Source organism: Paenibacillus sp. UASWS1643, assembly GCF_008693195.1.
Taxonomy (GTDB): Bacteria; Bacillota; Bacilli; order Paenibacillales; family Paenibacillaceae; genus Paenibacillus; species Paenibacillus amylolyticus_B.
In genome coordinates, this window is record NZ_VXKZ01000109.1 from 1 (window position 1) to 17,159 (window position 17,159).

The 17,159-nt window shown below is 45.3% G+C and carries 9 protein-coding genes; 4 read left to right on the forward strand and 5 right to left on the reverse strand.

Annotated features, from left to right (window positions below):
• From FE296_RS15625 to FE296_RS15635, 3 genes are all read right to left on the reverse strand, one after another.
• Positions 1 to 575, reverse strand: a 575-nt coding sequence (locus FE296_RS15625; RefSeq protein ID WP_150365544.1) for an FAD-binding oxidoreductase, incomplete at its 3' end; no start/stop codon positions are given.
• A gap of 202 nt (positions 576 to 777) precedes the next feature.
• Entirely contained in the window at positions 778 to 1,293 is a 516-nt protein-coding gene (locus FE296_RS15630; protein ID WP_150365545.1) for a MarR family winged helix-turn-helix transcriptional regulator, read from the reverse strand.
• Between the two features lie 47 nt (positions 1,294 to 1,340).
• Positions 1,341 to 2,150, reverse strand: a complete 810-nt coding sequence (locus FE296_RS15635) for an alpha/beta hydrolase (RefSeq protein ID WP_150365546.1) — start codon at positions 2,148 to 2,150, stop codon at positions 1,341 to 1,343.
• Between the two features lie 199 nt (positions 2,151 to 2,349).
• Between FE296_RS15635 and FE296_RS15640 the strand changes: the two genes are divergently transcribed.
• Positions 2,350 to 2,970 carry an FAD:protein FMN transferase gene (locus FE296_RS15640; protein WP_223868901.1) on the forward strand — a complete coding sequence of 207 codons (621 nt, stop codon included), beginning with the start codon at positions 2,350 to 2,352 and terminating at the stop codon, positions 2,968 to 2,970.
• Between the two features lie 234 nt (positions 2,971 to 3,204).
• Here the strand turns inward: FE296_RS15640 and FE296_RS15645 are convergent, their stop codons facing one another.
• Positions 3,205 to 3,873, reverse strand: coding sequence for a Type 1 glutamine amidotransferase-like domain-containing protein (locus FE296_RS15645; protein ID WP_150365547.1), 669 nt, complete (start codon positions 3,871 to 3,873; stop codon positions 3,205 to 3,207).
• Positions 3,874 to 4,409: 536 nt separating this feature from the next.
• Between FE296_RS15645 and FE296_RS32770 the strand changes: the two genes are divergently transcribed.
• Positions 4,410 to 4,610 carry a hypothetical protein gene (locus FE296_RS32770; RefSeq protein ID WP_190945261.1) on the forward strand — a complete coding sequence of 67 codons (201 nt, stop codon included), beginning with the start codon at positions 4,410 to 4,412 and terminating at the stop codon, positions 4,608 to 4,610.
• A gap of 94 nt (positions 4,611 to 4,704) precedes the next feature.
• Here the strand turns inward: FE296_RS32770 and FE296_RS15650 are convergent, their stop codons facing one another.
• A complete protein-coding gene (locus tag FE296_RS15650) occupies positions 4,705 to 13,014 on the reverse strand; it encodes an immunoglobulin-like domain-containing protein (protein ID WP_150365548.1) in 8,310 nt (2,769 codons plus the stop codon).
• A gap of 497 nt (positions 13,015 to 13,511) precedes the next feature.
• Here FE296_RS15650 and FE296_RS33400 point away from each other — a divergent pair, with 497 nt between their 5' ends.
• Both FE296_RS33400 and FE296_RS33405 read left to right on the forward strand, forming a co-directional pair.
• Positions 13,512 to 14,783 (forward strand): sugar-binding protein, encoded by a 1,272-nt coding sequence (locus FE296_RS33400; protein WP_223868902.1) that lies wholly within the window; start codon positions 13,512 to 13,514, stop codon positions 14,781 to 14,783.
• Between the two features lie 44 nt (positions 14,784 to 14,827).
• The gene (locus FE296_RS33405) at positions 14,828 to 17,083 is read left to right on the forward strand and encodes an S-layer homology domain-containing protein (protein WP_223868903.1); all 2,256 of its coding nucleotides are present in this window, start codon (positions 14,828 to 14,830) and stop codon (positions 17,081 to 17,083) included.
• Positions 17,084 to 17,159: the final 76 nt, after the last annotated feature.

Here is a 17,159-nt window from a genome sequence, read left to right on the forward strand (position 1 = left end):
TATACTCCGAAGTTACCACCGCCGCCTCCCCGCGAGGCCCAAAAGAGATCTGCATTATGATTTTTATTAGCCCGAAGCACTTTTCCTTTGGCGTCCACCATCTCTACCTCAAGCAGGTTATCACTGATGAGACCGATGGTACGCTGGAGAGGCCCAATTCCCCCACCTAATGTAATTCCACCGATCCCTACAGTAGGGCTGTCACCAAAAGGAGCTATGAAACCTTGCTTGGCAAGGGTATTCGCAATTCTTCCCACTCGGTTTCCTGTTCCAACAACAACCGTTCCATTTTTTTTATCAAGCTTGATGGAATTCAGATCACTCACATCAATCACAATTCCGCCGTTAACCTGTGAAAGGTTGACTTCAAGCGCATGTCTGCCACTCCGCGGCCTGATCGGTACATTGTTTTCACGGGCCCATCGGATGGCATTGGAGACATCTTTCGTCCGTTGGGCAAAAACAAAAACTTTAGGAAATCTGTCCGTATGCGGGTCCCAGTTTTTTCGGGCGGCCTCATATCCTGGATCACCTCTGAAGATCACTCGTCCGGTCAGTTTCGTTTTTGATTTCAATCTATCCATCTCCCTATTCAACATTTGTCATACAGCAGTTCACGAGAGCACTTTATACTGTATGACGGACATTCGCGGAGGGAATGGGCTGGTGCCCTTAATTTCAAGGTTCGTGTTTCAGAGCAAGCAAAAAGGAATTTTCCTTTCCGGCCACAGAACAGCCTTGAGGAAAATCCCTTTTATCTCGAAACTAGGCGCTGCCCTAATCGGAATCAATTCTGATTAACTTGCGCGCTTCCTGTTCCTTTTCACCATACCAGACGAGCACGTCGGCAAAAAGATCCATGATGCGAACAAAGTTCTGCTTATCCGCTTCTGAAATCTGATCTGCATACTTGAAAATCTCATCAAAGCAAAGCTCCCTTACAAATTCGGTATACTTCGCATATACCTCGCGACCTTTCGTCGAAGGTTTGACGTATATGTCTTTGCGATTGCCGCTTAAATGAAATTTTTCGAGCAGACCTTTTTCCGTCAGATTCTTCACGTTCTTGGAAAATGTACTGCGGCTTACGCCCAGGCGTGCGGCCATTTCCGACATCTTCTCTTCTTTGTCCTCGGCTTCCAGAATGTATTCCAGCGTCTGAATCTGTGAAGCCGAGAACATCATGTCTGTACCATAACTTCGCTGCAGCTTATAGGTGTTCGAGTACGCATTACCGTATTTGATAATTTTCTCAATCAGTTCCCGATGGTCGCCCATCCAATCTAATTTCATGGGTAATCCCTTTCATCATTCAGATTCTCTCTCTTACTCTACTGAAATCAGATCCGTTTTTCAATCCATGCAATCGCTTCTTCAATAACGTCATCACGGGTTGGTTCATTAAATATCTCATGCATCAGATGAGCATAAATTTTGAGTGTTTTATCGGTTGAAGCGATATCACCGTAAAAATCACGAGAGTCCTGTTCACTGACTAGTCCGTCATTCGCCCCATGCAGAACAAGTACGGGATCTATAAACTGTTCAGCGTTCTCCTTCAGCCATGTTATGCCATTTCCCAGACTGTTAAACAAATCTACAGAGATTTGCTTTTCCACTAGTGGGTCATTCGCGTAAGCAGATACAACTGCGGGATCACTACATACGCCGCTTCCCAGCTCATTCGGGAAATACGTGCCTGTAGGCAGATCCATAGGCAATTCTCCGGCAACTTTTGTATTGTAACGAGTGAGCGCTCCGGATAACACGATACCTTTAACCTTGCCTGGATATTTCGTTCCAAAAGACGAGGTTGCGAAGCCGCCCATACTATGTCCGATAACAAACAGCGGAAGATTGCCGCTTTCTTGCAAAGCAGTCTCCACCACAACGTTGACATCCTCTATGATCTGGTGAAAATCACTGTAGAACGTACGCTGTCCTTCCGATCTGGCATGACCGCGATGATCGAATCGATATACGTTAAATCCACGCTGACTCAGCTTCTCTGTCACATAATTATATCGACCGGTATGTTCAGCTAATCCGTGTACAATAACGACAGCGGCTTTGGCATTTTCCACTGTATCCTTGCTGAAATAAAGCTGTGTGCCGTCAAAGGATTGAATTGTTGTCTCGATTTTAGTCATCTTTTCCCCGTCCTTTTTGTGGTGTCCAAGCTTAAGCATCGAGAGTTCATTTCCTCCGCCCCACCATGGACACGTATAATATAGTTCTCACCAAAAATAATATTGTTTCTTACAGAAACAATATATCATCTGGTATGTTCTCTTGTCTACACAAAAATGAAGCGCTTTCAAGTAGAGAATTGGTATCCGTGAGGCACATGTGCCGGAGGACACAGAGATTAAAGCGATGCTGGAGCTCCTGAATCCGGAGCATATACAACTTGACGATGAACAGCAAACAGTACATTTATTAAAAGAAGGCATGGAGATCGACCTTGGAGCTATCGCTAAAGGTTATTTTGCCGATCAAGTTATGGCATTTTTCAAGAAAAATGGAGCTTCTTCCGCTATGATTGATATGGGCGGAAATGTTCTTGTTCATGGCGATTCCCCCTCCGATTCTAGTCACTGGAACGTGGGAATACAGAATCCCTTTTTACCCAGGGGCAATGCAGCCGCACTCGTTAGCATCAGGGAACAATCCGTCGTTACCTCCGGCATATATGAGCGAGTTTTAGAGAAGGAAGGAACGCATTACCATCATATATTCAGTAGTAAAACAGGATATCCGATCGAAAGTAATATTGCTTCTTTAACGATTATTGCGGATAGTTCGCTGGACTGCGACATCTATACGACAGAATTATTCGGGTTAGATGCGCTTTCTATTATTCATAAAGTGAATCAAATGAAACATATCGAGGCTGCCGCCATCACTACTGAGGGTGATCTGGCCTATACCGAAAATCTGCAAGGAAGAATCCAGCCGATATCAGGCTAAAGTAATGAGATCATTGATTGGCTACATTTCCGAAAAAGATGATAGAGGCAACAAGCTAATTTTTCCTTTTTACACAAGTCACTCCGATGACAGAATAACTTTCCTATCGCTGTTATACCCAGATATTTTTTGATTCCCTAGGAGCATCCAAAACCTTTAAAGCTAAAAAAAACCGCCATTGAAGGCGGTCTAAAAATGCTCATTCTCTGCAGCTGTTTACAAACCGTATGTATATCAGAGCGTTTCCATTAATTTCTGAATTTTAGATTCAGAAATTAAATATACAGGGCCTAAGATATCAATTTTACCATCCTTTACACGAATAGCACTCTCCTGCTCTGCCGCATAAACATTCATCTGTTCAGATAGTGGAGACAAGTAGCCTTCAACAAACGTACCGTAGTCGCGTCTAGCGTGAGATTCATAGGCGAAATGATCAAAGCTCAAACCCTCATAAAACGTAGTTGTTTCATCCTTAGGGTTAATATCTGCCGAAGATATCCATTTTGCAGCCATATTTAATGCACCGGCACTTGCACCGAGGATAACGGCGTTACTGTTCTTAATAATATCGGATAGTTCATATTCCGCCAAAAACTCGTGCTGCTGAACAGGATATCCTCCACACATAAAAATGACAGAAGCGTTCCGAATCAACTGATGAGCCTCTTCTTTCTGCATACGATAATCAATGAAGTGATATTCATCAAAACTAAGGTTAGCCTGCGTTAACCAAGTCCATTCCGTAATATCATCAAAGTTCACTTGCTCCCCTTCATAATCAGACGGCTTAGCGCTTATCATCACAAGTGATTTTCTAACTGTGATATCCTCTTGCAACCGTTTGACCAGCTTCTCTGGAAAAAAATCATTAAACCAACTGAAATAGTAGTGAGTATTCAACCGATATTACCTCCATATGTATAATTGACATGTTTCTATTTTTGAAAAAAAAACTTAAAAGACAACTCTGCATTATCATAACATCGAATTGAATGATGAGAATAGTTCCACTTCCGAAAGGCAGTGTGCCCGTTGCCCTATTCAGAACTGACCATCCTATAAGATAATATAGAGTGTATATCAACTTTATATAAGGAATGGGATGGCAATGAGTACGCTTCAACCGATTATTCATATCTTGCAACATTCGTCTGATGAAGACGTCATAGAACAGTTTTCGAGTACGAGTCGTTAATCTGGATTGATTGGAGAGAAGACGAAGGAGATATCATCCATTACTTTAACGGTCAACTGCCGGAATCTCACCAAATCCAGTGTAAAATTATGGAATTGACAAACCAAGGGGCATCGATATCGTGTTAAGTTCGGACGAGCGTACACTGACGATTCCGTTCGCCGATGATCGGACTGATCGGGACAGTGCCGTTCGGGCTATGGAGGAGATTATCGCTCCCCAATATTAGATTCGATGGTTTATGGAATCCCTGGGCAGTGACACGTTGGCATTTCTATTATTGTCAACGGAGCAGTGGACGGAGTTAGAGAAGCAATTCGGCAAAGAAAAGCTGGAATTCCACTTCCAGCCGATAACGTGCGAGAGCATGATGTTTTCCCTCGACGTGAATGACGTATTCAAATTAATTGAGACAAGGCAAAAAGCGCGTACCTCTGAATAGACAACAAAAACTCTTCCTTGTACACTGAGTTCCCCAGTATTCCAAATAAAAAACGCCATCACTTAATGTGATGGCGTTCCTTTGCTTAACGTGTCTACATCAAACCCAACACATTATAGATCATCACTGCTGCTTCTGCACGGCTGGCATTCTTCTTCGGTGCAAACTCATCGTTACCTACACCGTTGATTATGCCTGCTCCCTGTATTGCCTCTACCGCTTGCTTCGCATAGTTTGCGATGCTTGCTTCATCCTTGAAAGCAGTAGCTTCCCCACTTGCTAACGCTAGTTGCTTCATTTGGATCACCTTGTATACCATAACGGCCATATCTTCTCGCGTAATGTTCTCATGAACTCCGAATCGTCCATTTGGTTTCCCATTCACAATCCCCAGCTTCTGCGCGGTTGCGATATTTCCATGGTACCATTCTCCTTGCTTCACATCACTAAAACTTGTCGTTGCGCTCTCATCCGATAGCTCAAACAACTTCATCAGCATGGTGATGAATTCTGCTCTTGTTACTTGACCCTTCGGATTAAACTCGCCGTCGCCTACACCCTTCACAATGCCTCTTGCTCCCAATCCCGAGATCGCATCCTTCGCCCAGTCTTGGGTCACATCCTTAAAGCTCGTTGTAACATACGCTACCGTATATTTGCTTGGATACGTTGGCTTGAACTCTACTTTTCCTGTCACTGCATTGTATTTACCGTTCGTCACCACTCTTAGCTCTCCGTTGTCCTTCACATCGTATACGATGACGTTGTTTGGATTTTCGGCAGCTTTTAGGGTGTATGGCAATGCAATCACGAGATCATCTCTGCCGTCAAACGCTGTAAGCTTCTTACCATCAATCGTTAACTCGATATCGTATACGACCTCACCGGTTAGCCCCGCTTGTGCACTAGCTGGCAATTGATTAGCTGTTATTTTCTTAATCGACAATCCTAACGTTTTCCCTGCACTTGTTCCTGTTCCGAGCAGTTCGGTTGCCACGGTTACGACTGCAGAGCTTGTGTTGATCTCGATGCGATCTACCGTAGAAGATCCACTTGTTAAGCGCGCATCTACTGCTAACTCAATCGTTAGCCCGTTCAATGTTTGATCACCTTCAACTCGCACCTGTAGCTTACCGCCTGTTGTTTGATCAAGCGCACGCTTCACTGTATCCGCACTTAACTTCACGTTAAAAGCACCGCTTTCACTTGCGACTGGCTTAATGTTTATTTGGCCGTTATCCATTACCACTGGCTCATTTCCACCTGCAGCTGGTGGTGCTGTAGGTGCAGGGATATTACCGTCACCGCCACCATTTCCATTACCACTGCTTGGTGCTTGTGGTGTTCCTGACACCACAACCCCTGCGGATTCATTCCCTGCTGCGTTTACCGTAGTAATACGGAATTCATAACGCGTACCATTCGCAAGTCCTGTAACTTCATAACTGCTAGCGGCATGATTCAGCGTTACCGTCTTAAACTCTGTATTTCCAAGACCTGTAATCTTAATGGCAACCAGATCGATGTCTGCAGGATTACTCCATTTCAAAGTCAGCTTCTGATTACCTGCTGTTACACTTGGTCTTGTCACTTCTCCTGGTGCAGTCGGTTCTACCAATGGTGTTACTGTTACTGTAGCGCTGGATGATAACCCACCATCTACTGTAGTTACTGTAATGCTTGCTGTTCCTGGTGCCACAGCTGTTACTTGACCTGTCGCACTTACAGTGGCTACAGCTGGATTGCTAGAGCTCCAGGTTACTGCTTTTTTCGTTGCATTAGCTGGTAATACGGTAGCTGTCAATTGCCCTGATTGACCTTCTACGATGGACAACGTTGTTTTGTCCAAGCTAATTCCGCTAACGGGTACGTTCTTCCCACTGAGTGCATCATACTCACGTTGTGTAATTGGAATTACTGTTCCGTGACGCGGACTAGCGGGTAAATTGTAGTTGGAAGATAATGTCCAGACACCTGATGCAAGATTGGTTGTCTCGAATGGAACATAACCTCTTCCACCAAACTCATCTACGAATAAATACCATTTTTCATCTGTATTTGATTTGAAGATCGTTGGACCCTCAACCCATTTCATATTACCCACACCTTGATTAATCATCTTGAAGCCTGGATCTAAGATCGAGTTACCAACCTCTTGGAAGACCATCTTGCCAAATGGAGCAGAAGCTCCGTTGTCCTGCTCATCCTTCGTAAATCGATACACTTTTCCATCATGCTCAATCATCGTTGTGTCAATGATGGAATATCCATAATCCAAATATACTTGCGGTTCAGTAAACGTATAGAAATCTCTTGTCTTGCTATACATCATTTTTTGATATGCACTACCTGTATGGGATGCATCATCAAACATTCTTGAAGCCCAGAATACGATATATTCACCTGTCGTGTTGTCGTACATAATTTCTGGTGCCCATGTATTACCCGCTTCTTCCGGTGCAACCTCTACCATGCGTTGATCTGTCCAGTTGACCAGATCATTCGATTCCCACACCATAATGGAACGACTGCCCCATGTCTGTGCTCTGCCCCAGTTACCATTGCCGTTAATTTTCAGATCGGTAGCGATCATGTAGAACTTGTCACCTTCAGGCGAACGAATAATGAATGGATCACGTACTCCCTTCTCCCCTAAGGTAGAGGTCAATACAGGTTTACCATTATTCAATTCTCGCCAGTTCAACGGATCATTGCCGTTACTTAGTGCAAAGTGAACTTGCTCGCCTGTTGAGCTACCTTCTCCAGTAAAATATGTGAAGAAGTATCCCGCATATTTTTCATCAGCAGGCCGTTCCTTCACCTTCGCCATAAATTCCTTTGTAGTGGATGCTGAATTTAATGTAATCGTAGCTGTAAGCTTCACGTCTACATCTCCACTACCGTACGCCGGACGTTGTACTTCACCAGTCACTGAAACGACGTTTGGTTGAGCAGAAGCCCAAGTAACCGTTGTTCCATACAGTCCAGATGCTGGTAATGAGAGATGACCTCTCACATCAGTAATGTTATGAACGACTAGTGCTGCTTTTGCTTCATCTACAGAATTGGCATCGCTCGGCAATGCCTTAACCATCAACGTAAAGGTTTTGTTAACTGTCTCTGTACCATCTGTAAATACCGCTGTTAAGGTTACAACTTGATCGCCCGTTGCGTTCGCTGGTCTGGTTACGGCCCCTGTAGTTGAGATTACATTCCCCTTATCCGAAGTCCAGCTTATTGTTGTGCCATAAGCACCTGATGTTGGCAACATTACATTGCTTATAATCGCATCTTTGGATGTATTTGAAGCAAGGAGATCATCAATCGTTAATTTCTCTGCCGCAGCCGATACAAGCATGCCCTCCAGTAAAGCAATCTTCTGATCTGCCTGAGCCTTAAGTGATGTAATATCCGCAGCAGTCATAGCACCATCATAGATCTGGAAGTCTGCAATCAACCCGCCGAAGTATGGATCAGCTGCATAGAATGACTTCCCAATGTATCCACTACTGCCTGAGATATTTTTTATTTGTTCTAACGTCATACCATTCGTTGATCCTGATGCAACAGCAACACCATCAATATAAAGCGTTAGTGTACCAGCTGTACCTGAAACAACAGTCGTAACGAATTTCCATTCATTATTCTTTAAGCCCGTGGTCGAAGTTGAAGACTCATTATTCCAGGCATTCGTCGCGATACCTAAGCGAGCCAGACCGTTAGCGTTATAACGTGGTGTGAAATACGTATAGTGCGTATTATTGTTTGGTCTTCCTAATGCATATAACCACTCCGCAGCGTTTTTACCGCTCCAGTTCACAATGGATGAAACGGTCATATCCGTTAATCCATCTAGAACTCCTTGTGGCAGCTCTACATAAGAGTTAGTTGTGCCACCAGTAAAGCTTAGTACACCAGCTTCTTGTGTTCGAATCCATTCTGCTTTAGACGGATTCATCCATTTTCCGTTGAAGTTTCCTGTTTGGTCAACAACCGTTGCACCATCGATATCATTCATATCGTAGTGAAGAATGAGCTCTGCCCCAGATGGCTGCTCAACTGGAGGAGTAACGTCTTCATTAGCTAAAGTTGCAATCTCTTCAACAGATAATGCACGATTATAAATACGGAAATCATCCAATTTACCATCAAATAGACTATGAGAGCTGTTTCTCGATTTCCCAATATAATTCATCGTTGTTTCCAGTAACATTCGCGGCTCCACGTTAAATGTCGAGCTGCGTTTAACCTCTTGACCATTCACATACAATACGGCATCAAATTCATCCATTGTTATGGCAACATGCTGCCAAGTCTTCGTTGGTAATAACCCGGAATTTCTCACCGCATATTTATATTCTGGTCCCAGTCGCGTGCTGTCATTGCTAAATTTCTCTGTAAAAGGGGTTACAACAGCGAACTCCAGACTACCTGTATCCCCTTGTGTGCTCAAGTACATGGTGTTGCGGTTAACCTGTCTGCCTGTTTCGGAAGCAAAATCAAATATTCTTTGATTTGCCTGATTTCTGTCCATTTGAACCCATGTAGAGAACGTAGCCTTCTCCAGATTCAAGGATTGAATCAAGTGATCTGGCAGCTTCACATATCCTGTTGATCCATTAAGCTCTAATGCACCACCCGTTTTACCGATGCGATCCTCTTCATTAATCGTTGCTCCACCTACGAGTGTTGCGTGATGACCATTACCAGAAATGTCATTCAACGTTGTACCATTCACTGTATTTGCATCAAATGAGTAATGTACAACCGGATCTGCTGATGGTGCTGGACCTTTCCATGCATACTTCTCTTGCAAAGCATCATACTCCGCACGTGAAATTGGAATTACCGTCCCGTGTCGTGGTCCTGGCGGAAGTGCATATTGTTCACTACTTAACACATTGTTTATATATTGCGTGCTACTATCCAGATCTGTTGTATAACGTACATGATATGGCCATGAATCAAGGAACAGATACCATTTGTCCTTATGAATGTCCTTGAAAATCGTTTGTCCTTCATTGTTTCCGTTTTTTCCGATCAAGCCGAGTTTGTTATCCCGTGTACCCGGAACAGCCTCGTATTGAAGGCCATTTGCTGCAATACCGTCCTTGTCATAGTAGAAATTTGGTGCCTTCTCCACATACACTTTCGTATTCACTTCTGATTTGGTGAATCGGTACAACATATGATTGTGCTCAATAAATGTCGTATCAATGGTCGGAAGTGATTCATCAATCATGACCTTGGGCTCAGAAAAGGTGTAGAAATCTCGTGTTGTCGCGTAGTACATCACATTGTACTGACCTTCCGGTCTTCCGTTATAGTCACCATATGTCTCTGTGTTTTTCATTGATGATGCCCAGAATACAATATACTCTCCAGTTACCGGATCATAGATCGCTTCTGGCGCCCACGTATTTCCTCCAGTTTTAGGAGCCACCTTGATCATTCGCTGCTCGCTCCAGTTCACGAGATCCTCTGACTCCCAAACCATCATGTAATGACTGCCTGTTATTTGAGCTTGATCGAAATTTGTACTTTCACCCATTTTCAAATCGGTTGCCAGCATATAGAATTTATCACCTTCTGCTGACCGAATAACGAATGGATCACGAAGTCCCTTTTCCCCCATATTCGATTTCAGGATCGACTTTCCATTATTCAGCGCTTTCCAGAACAATGGATCTTCCGCTGTAGCGAAGGAGATCTCTTCACCACCCTCATATTCACCTGTAAAGTACGCAAAGAAGTACGCATCAGGTTTTACTGGCGCAGCTGCTTTTCTAATCGTAACGTTAAACGTTAGCTCTTTCGAAGCTGTACCATTCGTAATCGTAGCGATTAGCGTAACGGGTATATCCGTAGTTTGACGGCTCACCCAGCCTAATTGTGTAGCGTTACCAGCCGCTTCAGCCGTTCCTTTAACAACCGCCGGCCTGCTGGATGTCCATGTAATGGTGGAGCCTTGTTCACCTGTAGTGACAAGACGTAAGTTCCCTTTAACATTGTCCGCGTTGTAGATCTCTAATTGTTCAGCGTCCAGATCAACCTTCTGCTGATCATCGAATTGCTTCAAGATCGTAACAGGGAATACAGCAGTTGTAGATACGCCTTGATACGTTAAAGTAGCCGTAAGCTCTGCTTGAACATCACCTGCTTGAACAGCCGGACGTTGTACAGTGCCCCTGTTAGAAATGACCGTAGGATGACTAGAACTCCAAGTGATGTTTACGCCATTTTTACCACTTCTTGGTAAATTAACGTTTCTCGTTATCTTGTCAGCACTCTGATCTGCCTCGTCTAAATAATGACCGATGTTAAGTTGATTCGCTGCATCATCAACAGTGAGCTGACGTATTTTTAAGATGTGAGTTGCTGCTTCTTGTTGAAATAACTCGCTCATTTCTTGCTCCGTCAACGCACGATCATATACTCGGAAATCAGCCACGCTACCTTGAAGGTATGGATCGTTCTCGAAGATGGACTTACCGATAAAGCCAGAGAACGTAGCATCCGGATTAATAATGTCTGACAGCTTTAGTCCCTTCGTATTACCTGAAGCAACCTTAGCTCCATCCACGAATAATATCATCTTGTTGCTAGCTTCAGAGAAGGACACCGATACATGCTTCCACTGTCCACCGATCAGGTTTGAGTTTGCGCCACCTGTAACTAATGCTTCATTCGGCCAGCCATTTTTGGAGATACCTGTAGCGATCATATTGCCTGATCCACTACCGTGACGTGGGGTTACAAAAAAATATTTGTTCGTTTCCGGTGTTAACACCGTACCCAGACCGAAAATCCAGCGATTCGTACCATCATTCGTCCAGTTCACGATGGAAGATACGGTTATTTCATTCAGACCTTGTAATAAATCTAGTCCATTGGAGCCCTTAGGGATCTCAACATATCCACTATTCGATGTAGAACTTCCACCATTGAAGGAAATAAAGCCAACTTCACTATTTGAAATGAATTGTCCATTGTTTGGATTTTTAAATATCCCATCAAAGGTAACTTCCTTGTTGGCAACATCCTTTAGTACGAGTTGACCGTCTACTTCTGTAGTCGTTTTCATGTCATAATGAAGAAGCAGATCATCTTTTAGCGAATTTCCCTTAACGGTAACGGCTGATGTAGCTGTAAACTCTCCATCTTCAGTCTGTACCGTAATTGTGGCATTACCATCACTAACCGCTGTAACTTTACCCGTTGAATTGACAACCGCTACACTTAAGTCACTAGATGTCCAGACGACTCTTTTATTGGTTGCATTTGAAGGTGAAATCGTAGCCACTAATGTCTCGCTGTCCCCCACGGATAAACGAAGTGTAGATTCATTAAGCGAAACACCTTTAACGGCAATCTGCTGAGTAGAGTCATCCTTAGGTGGTAAGGTAACCACGAACTCCTTCGTTGCCTGGCTTCCACCTAAAGAAATGGTTGCAGTTAACCTCACTTGTTGCTCCATTTCTCGTAAGAACACTTCCCCGGTTGGACTCATCGCACTTTCATCACTGGAAGTCCATGATATCAATGCGCCATACTTATTGGCAGAAGGAAGTTCAAGAGATTCTGTCACGGCAGATACATCACCTAACGTTAGCTCTAATTTGCCTTGTTGTACTTGCTTTTCATTAAATGATTGTTCATATACTTCAGCGATATATTCACTACTTAGTGCCTCTCCGTAAATTCTTAAATCTTGAAAGCTACCTGCAAAAGTAGCATCCCCTAGATAATTGGAGCGACCGATGTAAGCTTGCAAATCCGTACCAAAGCTGGCTGTTGTTTTCTCTTTGGCGGCCGTGCCGATACTTACACCGTTAATGTAACCTGTAATAGAGCGTTCTGTAATGACCGTCGTATAATGAACCCATTGACCTTCGTACTGTGACGTAGAAGTGCCTGATACTCCTACCTCTGTCGTCCAAGGCTGGTCAATATTATTGCGATCCGTAAATACGGACTTGAAATCACCACTTGGATTCGATGGATTAAACATCCAGTAATTCGTTGGCAATTTATTTTCAGCTGCTGGCGTACCGTAGAACAATGCTGCGTAGTTCCCGCTTCCCGTGTTACTTTTGATCCATACAGAAATCGTTGTATCTTCTTGATGATCAAACAATCCAATAGGAAGCTGCACGTAGTTCGTAGTACTATCTGTTCCTCCAGGTAGAGTAAGACCATCGGCATATGTAATGTGGCCTATAGCCGTTCCATGTTTGCCATTACCGGATGTATCCTGTACATCCTCAAGCAATGGATAATGAGCCAACATCGTTGGTGTTATGGCGTCCGCTGAAGCTTGATTATTAAATGGCAGAACAAGACTCAAACAGTTACTGAAGGTCAAAAGTAAAGCTAACGTTATGATTGAAATCCGCTTTCGCATAGCATTCTTCCCCTCGTTTAATATTCAAAAGCACGTAATCCTTATTTCACCTTTAAAACAAGACCACCTCGATCAAGGAGCTAAAGAAACATCCTAAAATGAATACGCTTACATTTCTTCTCATATTACGTCTTCCACCCTTCCAATTCAATGTAGTTTCTTGTTCATAAGGTGGATTATTTTATTGCAATTTGAAATGATTGCAGACTGCAACACCATTCATATGAAGCAATCTACATGCACAGATGCTACAAGATTATCAAAACAATAAAACGGCATCTCTGCCGTCCTGGATGTATACGTATGGTTTATCTGTAAATTAAAGGATTGAACCCCTGATGAACTTAATATATATAGTTGGGCGCTTGTCAATATTGACAACGTGTCCGAATACGATGCGGGCAAGCCATGAGCGCACCGGATCGAAAAAATAAGGAGGATTTTCATTTATGCCAAAACGACTTTGCAGAATGCTCGCGTTCCTCTGTTGCTTGGTCATGGTGGCGTCGCTAATGCCTACCAGCCATGCTGCCGCCACTGACAACATCGGGAACGCAGAAGCGAATGAAACACCCACCGCCATTTTTGGAACTCCCGAACTCGGGGCAAACGACCCACTTTGGGGCCAAACACTGGAGCATCACATCAACAAAAGCACGGTACCTACCGACCCCAGACCCCATGCCACGGGCACAGCAAGAATCCTTTGGGATCATGACTACCTGTATGCCCGCATAGTTGTGAATGACAGTAATCTATATCAGGGAGCTGGCGCAGATCACCGGTATGACAGCCTGGAGTTTTATGTTGGTGCCGGAACCGGAGGCTCGAATCAATGGCGCGTCAGCTCGACGGGTGTGTTTTCAGGGCAGGCCGCTCCAGGCAGGGCTGCATGGACCCAGATCACGGAAACCGGATATATTGTGGAAATGAGAATACCAAAAAGAAATTTGACCTTTGAGGAGGGAAAGCTTACCTTTGAGGTTTACATCAATAACTCGACGGAAAACGGCGGTGATCGCTATGAAGTCGTTTCCTCTTTTGGAGTTCCAGACACAGCTTATACCAGCTCTGATTCATTTACAGACGGCCTGCAGCTCATCCCAGCCAATGAATTAGACACCAGATTATCAATTACCGCCACTGCGGGACCGGGCGGCTCAATCATGTCGAACCCACCCGGCGATGTCCTGAGAGTAGATCGGGGCTCTAACAAAGAAATTACGTTTGCCCCCGATTACGGCAAAATTGTGGATACCGTAGCGGTAGACGGCGAGAGCGTCACTCTATCTGCTGGCACTTATACCTTTACGAATATTGAGGCTGATCATACTATTCATGTGACATTCAAAAACGATCCGGACGCGGGGATACTTCCCTTTATCGTATGGAATGACAACTTCGCCAGTGGCGAGTACACAACGGCTGTTATCATCGACTTAGGCGAGGGGAAGTCGGCGTTAGGCTCCGCGCTTAATCCGGACTTGTTTGCCTTATCGGCTAGGAACACGACCCTGAACGGCGAAGCAGTGACCTTTGAAGGACCACGCAAAATCACAAGGGTATACGCTAATGACGAGCCAAAGGTACGCGGCTATGTCGGGCCGATTAGCCATTCCCAGATTATCAGGACGGACTGGCGAGCGGTCGTTACATCGTTGTTGAGTCTGAGTTTTATTCAGAGAGCGGCGGCAGTACAACGCTGGATGGCAGCAGTAACTCGACAAATCAGGTCTACACTCTTGTCCAAAAGGGTGAGATCATACTGACTGAAGGGAATCCGCTTCACAACGTAGTTTTTGAACAGGAAAAAGTGGTGAATCCAATCCTTGATAAATTTACAACATTCACGGACAATTCGGTCAATCGTTCGCTCTACCTTCACAAGGATGAAGACGGTAACGTGATGAACGGATTGCCGCTCTATGTATATACCCACGGCATGTCACGCGGCGGCACAAACGCTGCGACAGACCAAAAAGCCGCCATGAAATCCGCTAACGGCTCCGTCGCTTTAATGAAAAAGATGGAGCAAAATCCCGATAAGTACGCCAGCCATGTACTGAATCTTTCCTATAATGGCGTATCTGTTCCCTCCACAGAGAATGTTAAGAAGGTCATGGACGCCCTGATTGCCAGCGGCGAAGTAGACCCTAACCGTGTTTACGCAGCAGGCTTCTCCTGGGGCGGCCAGTATACGAACAACTTAGTTAACAGCTACCCTGGCTTCTTCGCTGCCGCCGCACCTATGGCCCCGGTAAGCGGTTCACCGAACGCTAAGGACAATGACGCTCACAACAACCTGGCCTATTGGATGTTTTTAAATGCTCATAATGTCGGAGGCTACCAGACTAACCTCAATAACTTTATCAATAACAATATGCCGAAAATGATCAACGCGAGGGCTTCGCGCTTTGAGAGTAATGAGGCACTTACGTGGCCCTACAATCAGTTTGATCAGCCGAATCTGAGGCCGAATCCTGCCAACACACCTGTTCTGGCTGATTATATAGCGCATGAAGTTGAAGCGGCGGTGCTTTATAACCAGATCACTATGGGAACTTGGAGTATAGCCCCCACGGCGCAGTCCTCTAACTTGCCGGCTTGGAACAATGACTACACAGACGTCTTTGATTGGATGTTCGCGCAAAGAAAACCAGTCGTGCCCGGTGCTCCGAGCGGCTTCAAAGCGACAGCGGGTGACGGACAGGTCACATTGAGCTGGAATGCTCCTGCTGACGATGGTGGCAGCGCGATATTGGGCTACAAGGTATGGTATGGAAATGTAACACCGGTTGCATTGGATGCGGCGGAGACCAAATATACCTTCAACAAGCTGACAAACGGCCAAGGCTACAACTTCACCATCATCGCGGTGAACGCGAAGGGCGACGGCGCGGAGATCAGTGCTACGGCGACACCAATGAAGACGACGACTCCCACTGTGCCTGATTCTGGCGGCAATACGGGCAACACCGGTAATACAAACAACAGTGGTAATACACACAACACGAACAATATGGGCACCGGGACAGACGCTGGAACGTCGAAGTCGACCTACACAGTGAATACACCGAAGGATAAACCCGCGGTCACAGACAAAAATGGCAACACCACCCTCCCCGGTGGCGGCGAGATTGCGACCAAAGGCGGGACGAAGATTAAGGTGCCCGAAGGCACAACGATAGACGCAAACGGTCAGGTAACCATTCCAGTAGACAAAGGCGCCGAAGTTACACTACCCGGCGGCAACAGCACAGTGACCATCTCGGGCGGCTCGACGATCGCGAGCGACGGTACGATCACAGTAGGCGGCAAAGGTGCGCATGTGAATCTGCCAAACGGTAATCAAGTGTATATCAACGTGGGATCGAAGATACGGAGTAGCGGCGCGGTTGTGGTAGGACTGACCGGCGCAAGAGTAAGCTTAGACAACGGCTTGTCGCTGAACATACGTGAGGGTACGGAGCTGTCGTTCGATGACGCCACCCCAATCGGCTTCCTGGTGGTATCGGGCAACCCTTTCAGGGATGCCACCATGAACGACTGGTTCTACAACGATATAAATTTCGCCTACACATACGATCTTTTCAATGGCACGACGTCCACGACGTTCTCACCGGGCACCGCAATGACGCGTGCCATGTTCGTGCAGGTACTGGCCAATCTTCAGAACGTAAACCTTTCCAGTTACACAAGTTCCCGCTTTAGCGACGTGACGGACGGACAGTGGTACACGGCGGCAACCGAGTGGGCGGCCGAAAAAGGCATAGTCAACGGTGCAAATGCAGACCTGTTTGACCCCAATTCACCGATGACACGCGAACAGATGCTGGTGATACTGTACAACTACATGAAGTACAAGGGCTATGAGATACCTGAAAGCCACTCTAAATCCTTCACGGACGAGAGTGAGATCAGCTCCTGGGCGTTGGAGGCCGTTCAGGCGCTGCAAGGCAACGGCATTGTATTAGGCAAACCGGGCAACTTTTTTGCTCCCAAAGCCACCGCCACCCGCGCCGAAGTAGCCACAATCGCTGTACGGTTCGTTGAATATCTGGCTAATTGAAAGCGTATACAGAATTAAGGTGACCCCTCCCGGCTGGACAATATCTAGCCGGAAGGGTCTCCTTATTTTCAAACTG

Bases quoted from the DNA above. Each gene is read 5' to 3' on its own strand.
- FE296_RS15630 (WP_150365545.1), bottom strand. From the start codon at position 1,293: ATGAAATTAGATTGGATGGGCGACCATCGGGAACTGATTGAGAAAATT.
- FE296_RS15635 (WP_150365546.1), bottom strand. From the start codon at position 2,150: ATGACTAAAATCGAGACAACAATTCAATCCTTTGACGGCACACAGCTT.
- FE296_RS32770 (WP_190945261.1), top strand. From the start codon at position 4,410: ATGGAATCCCTGGGCAGTGACACGTTGGCATTTCTATTATTGTCAACG.
- FE296_RS15650 (WP_150365548.1), bottom strand. From the start codon at position 13,014: ATGCGAAAGCGGATTTCAATCATAACGTTAGCTTTACTTTTGACCTTC.
- FE296_RS33400 (WP_223868902.1), top strand. From the start codon at position 13,512: ATGGTGGCGTCGCTAATGCCTACCAGCCATGCTGCCGCCACTGACAAC.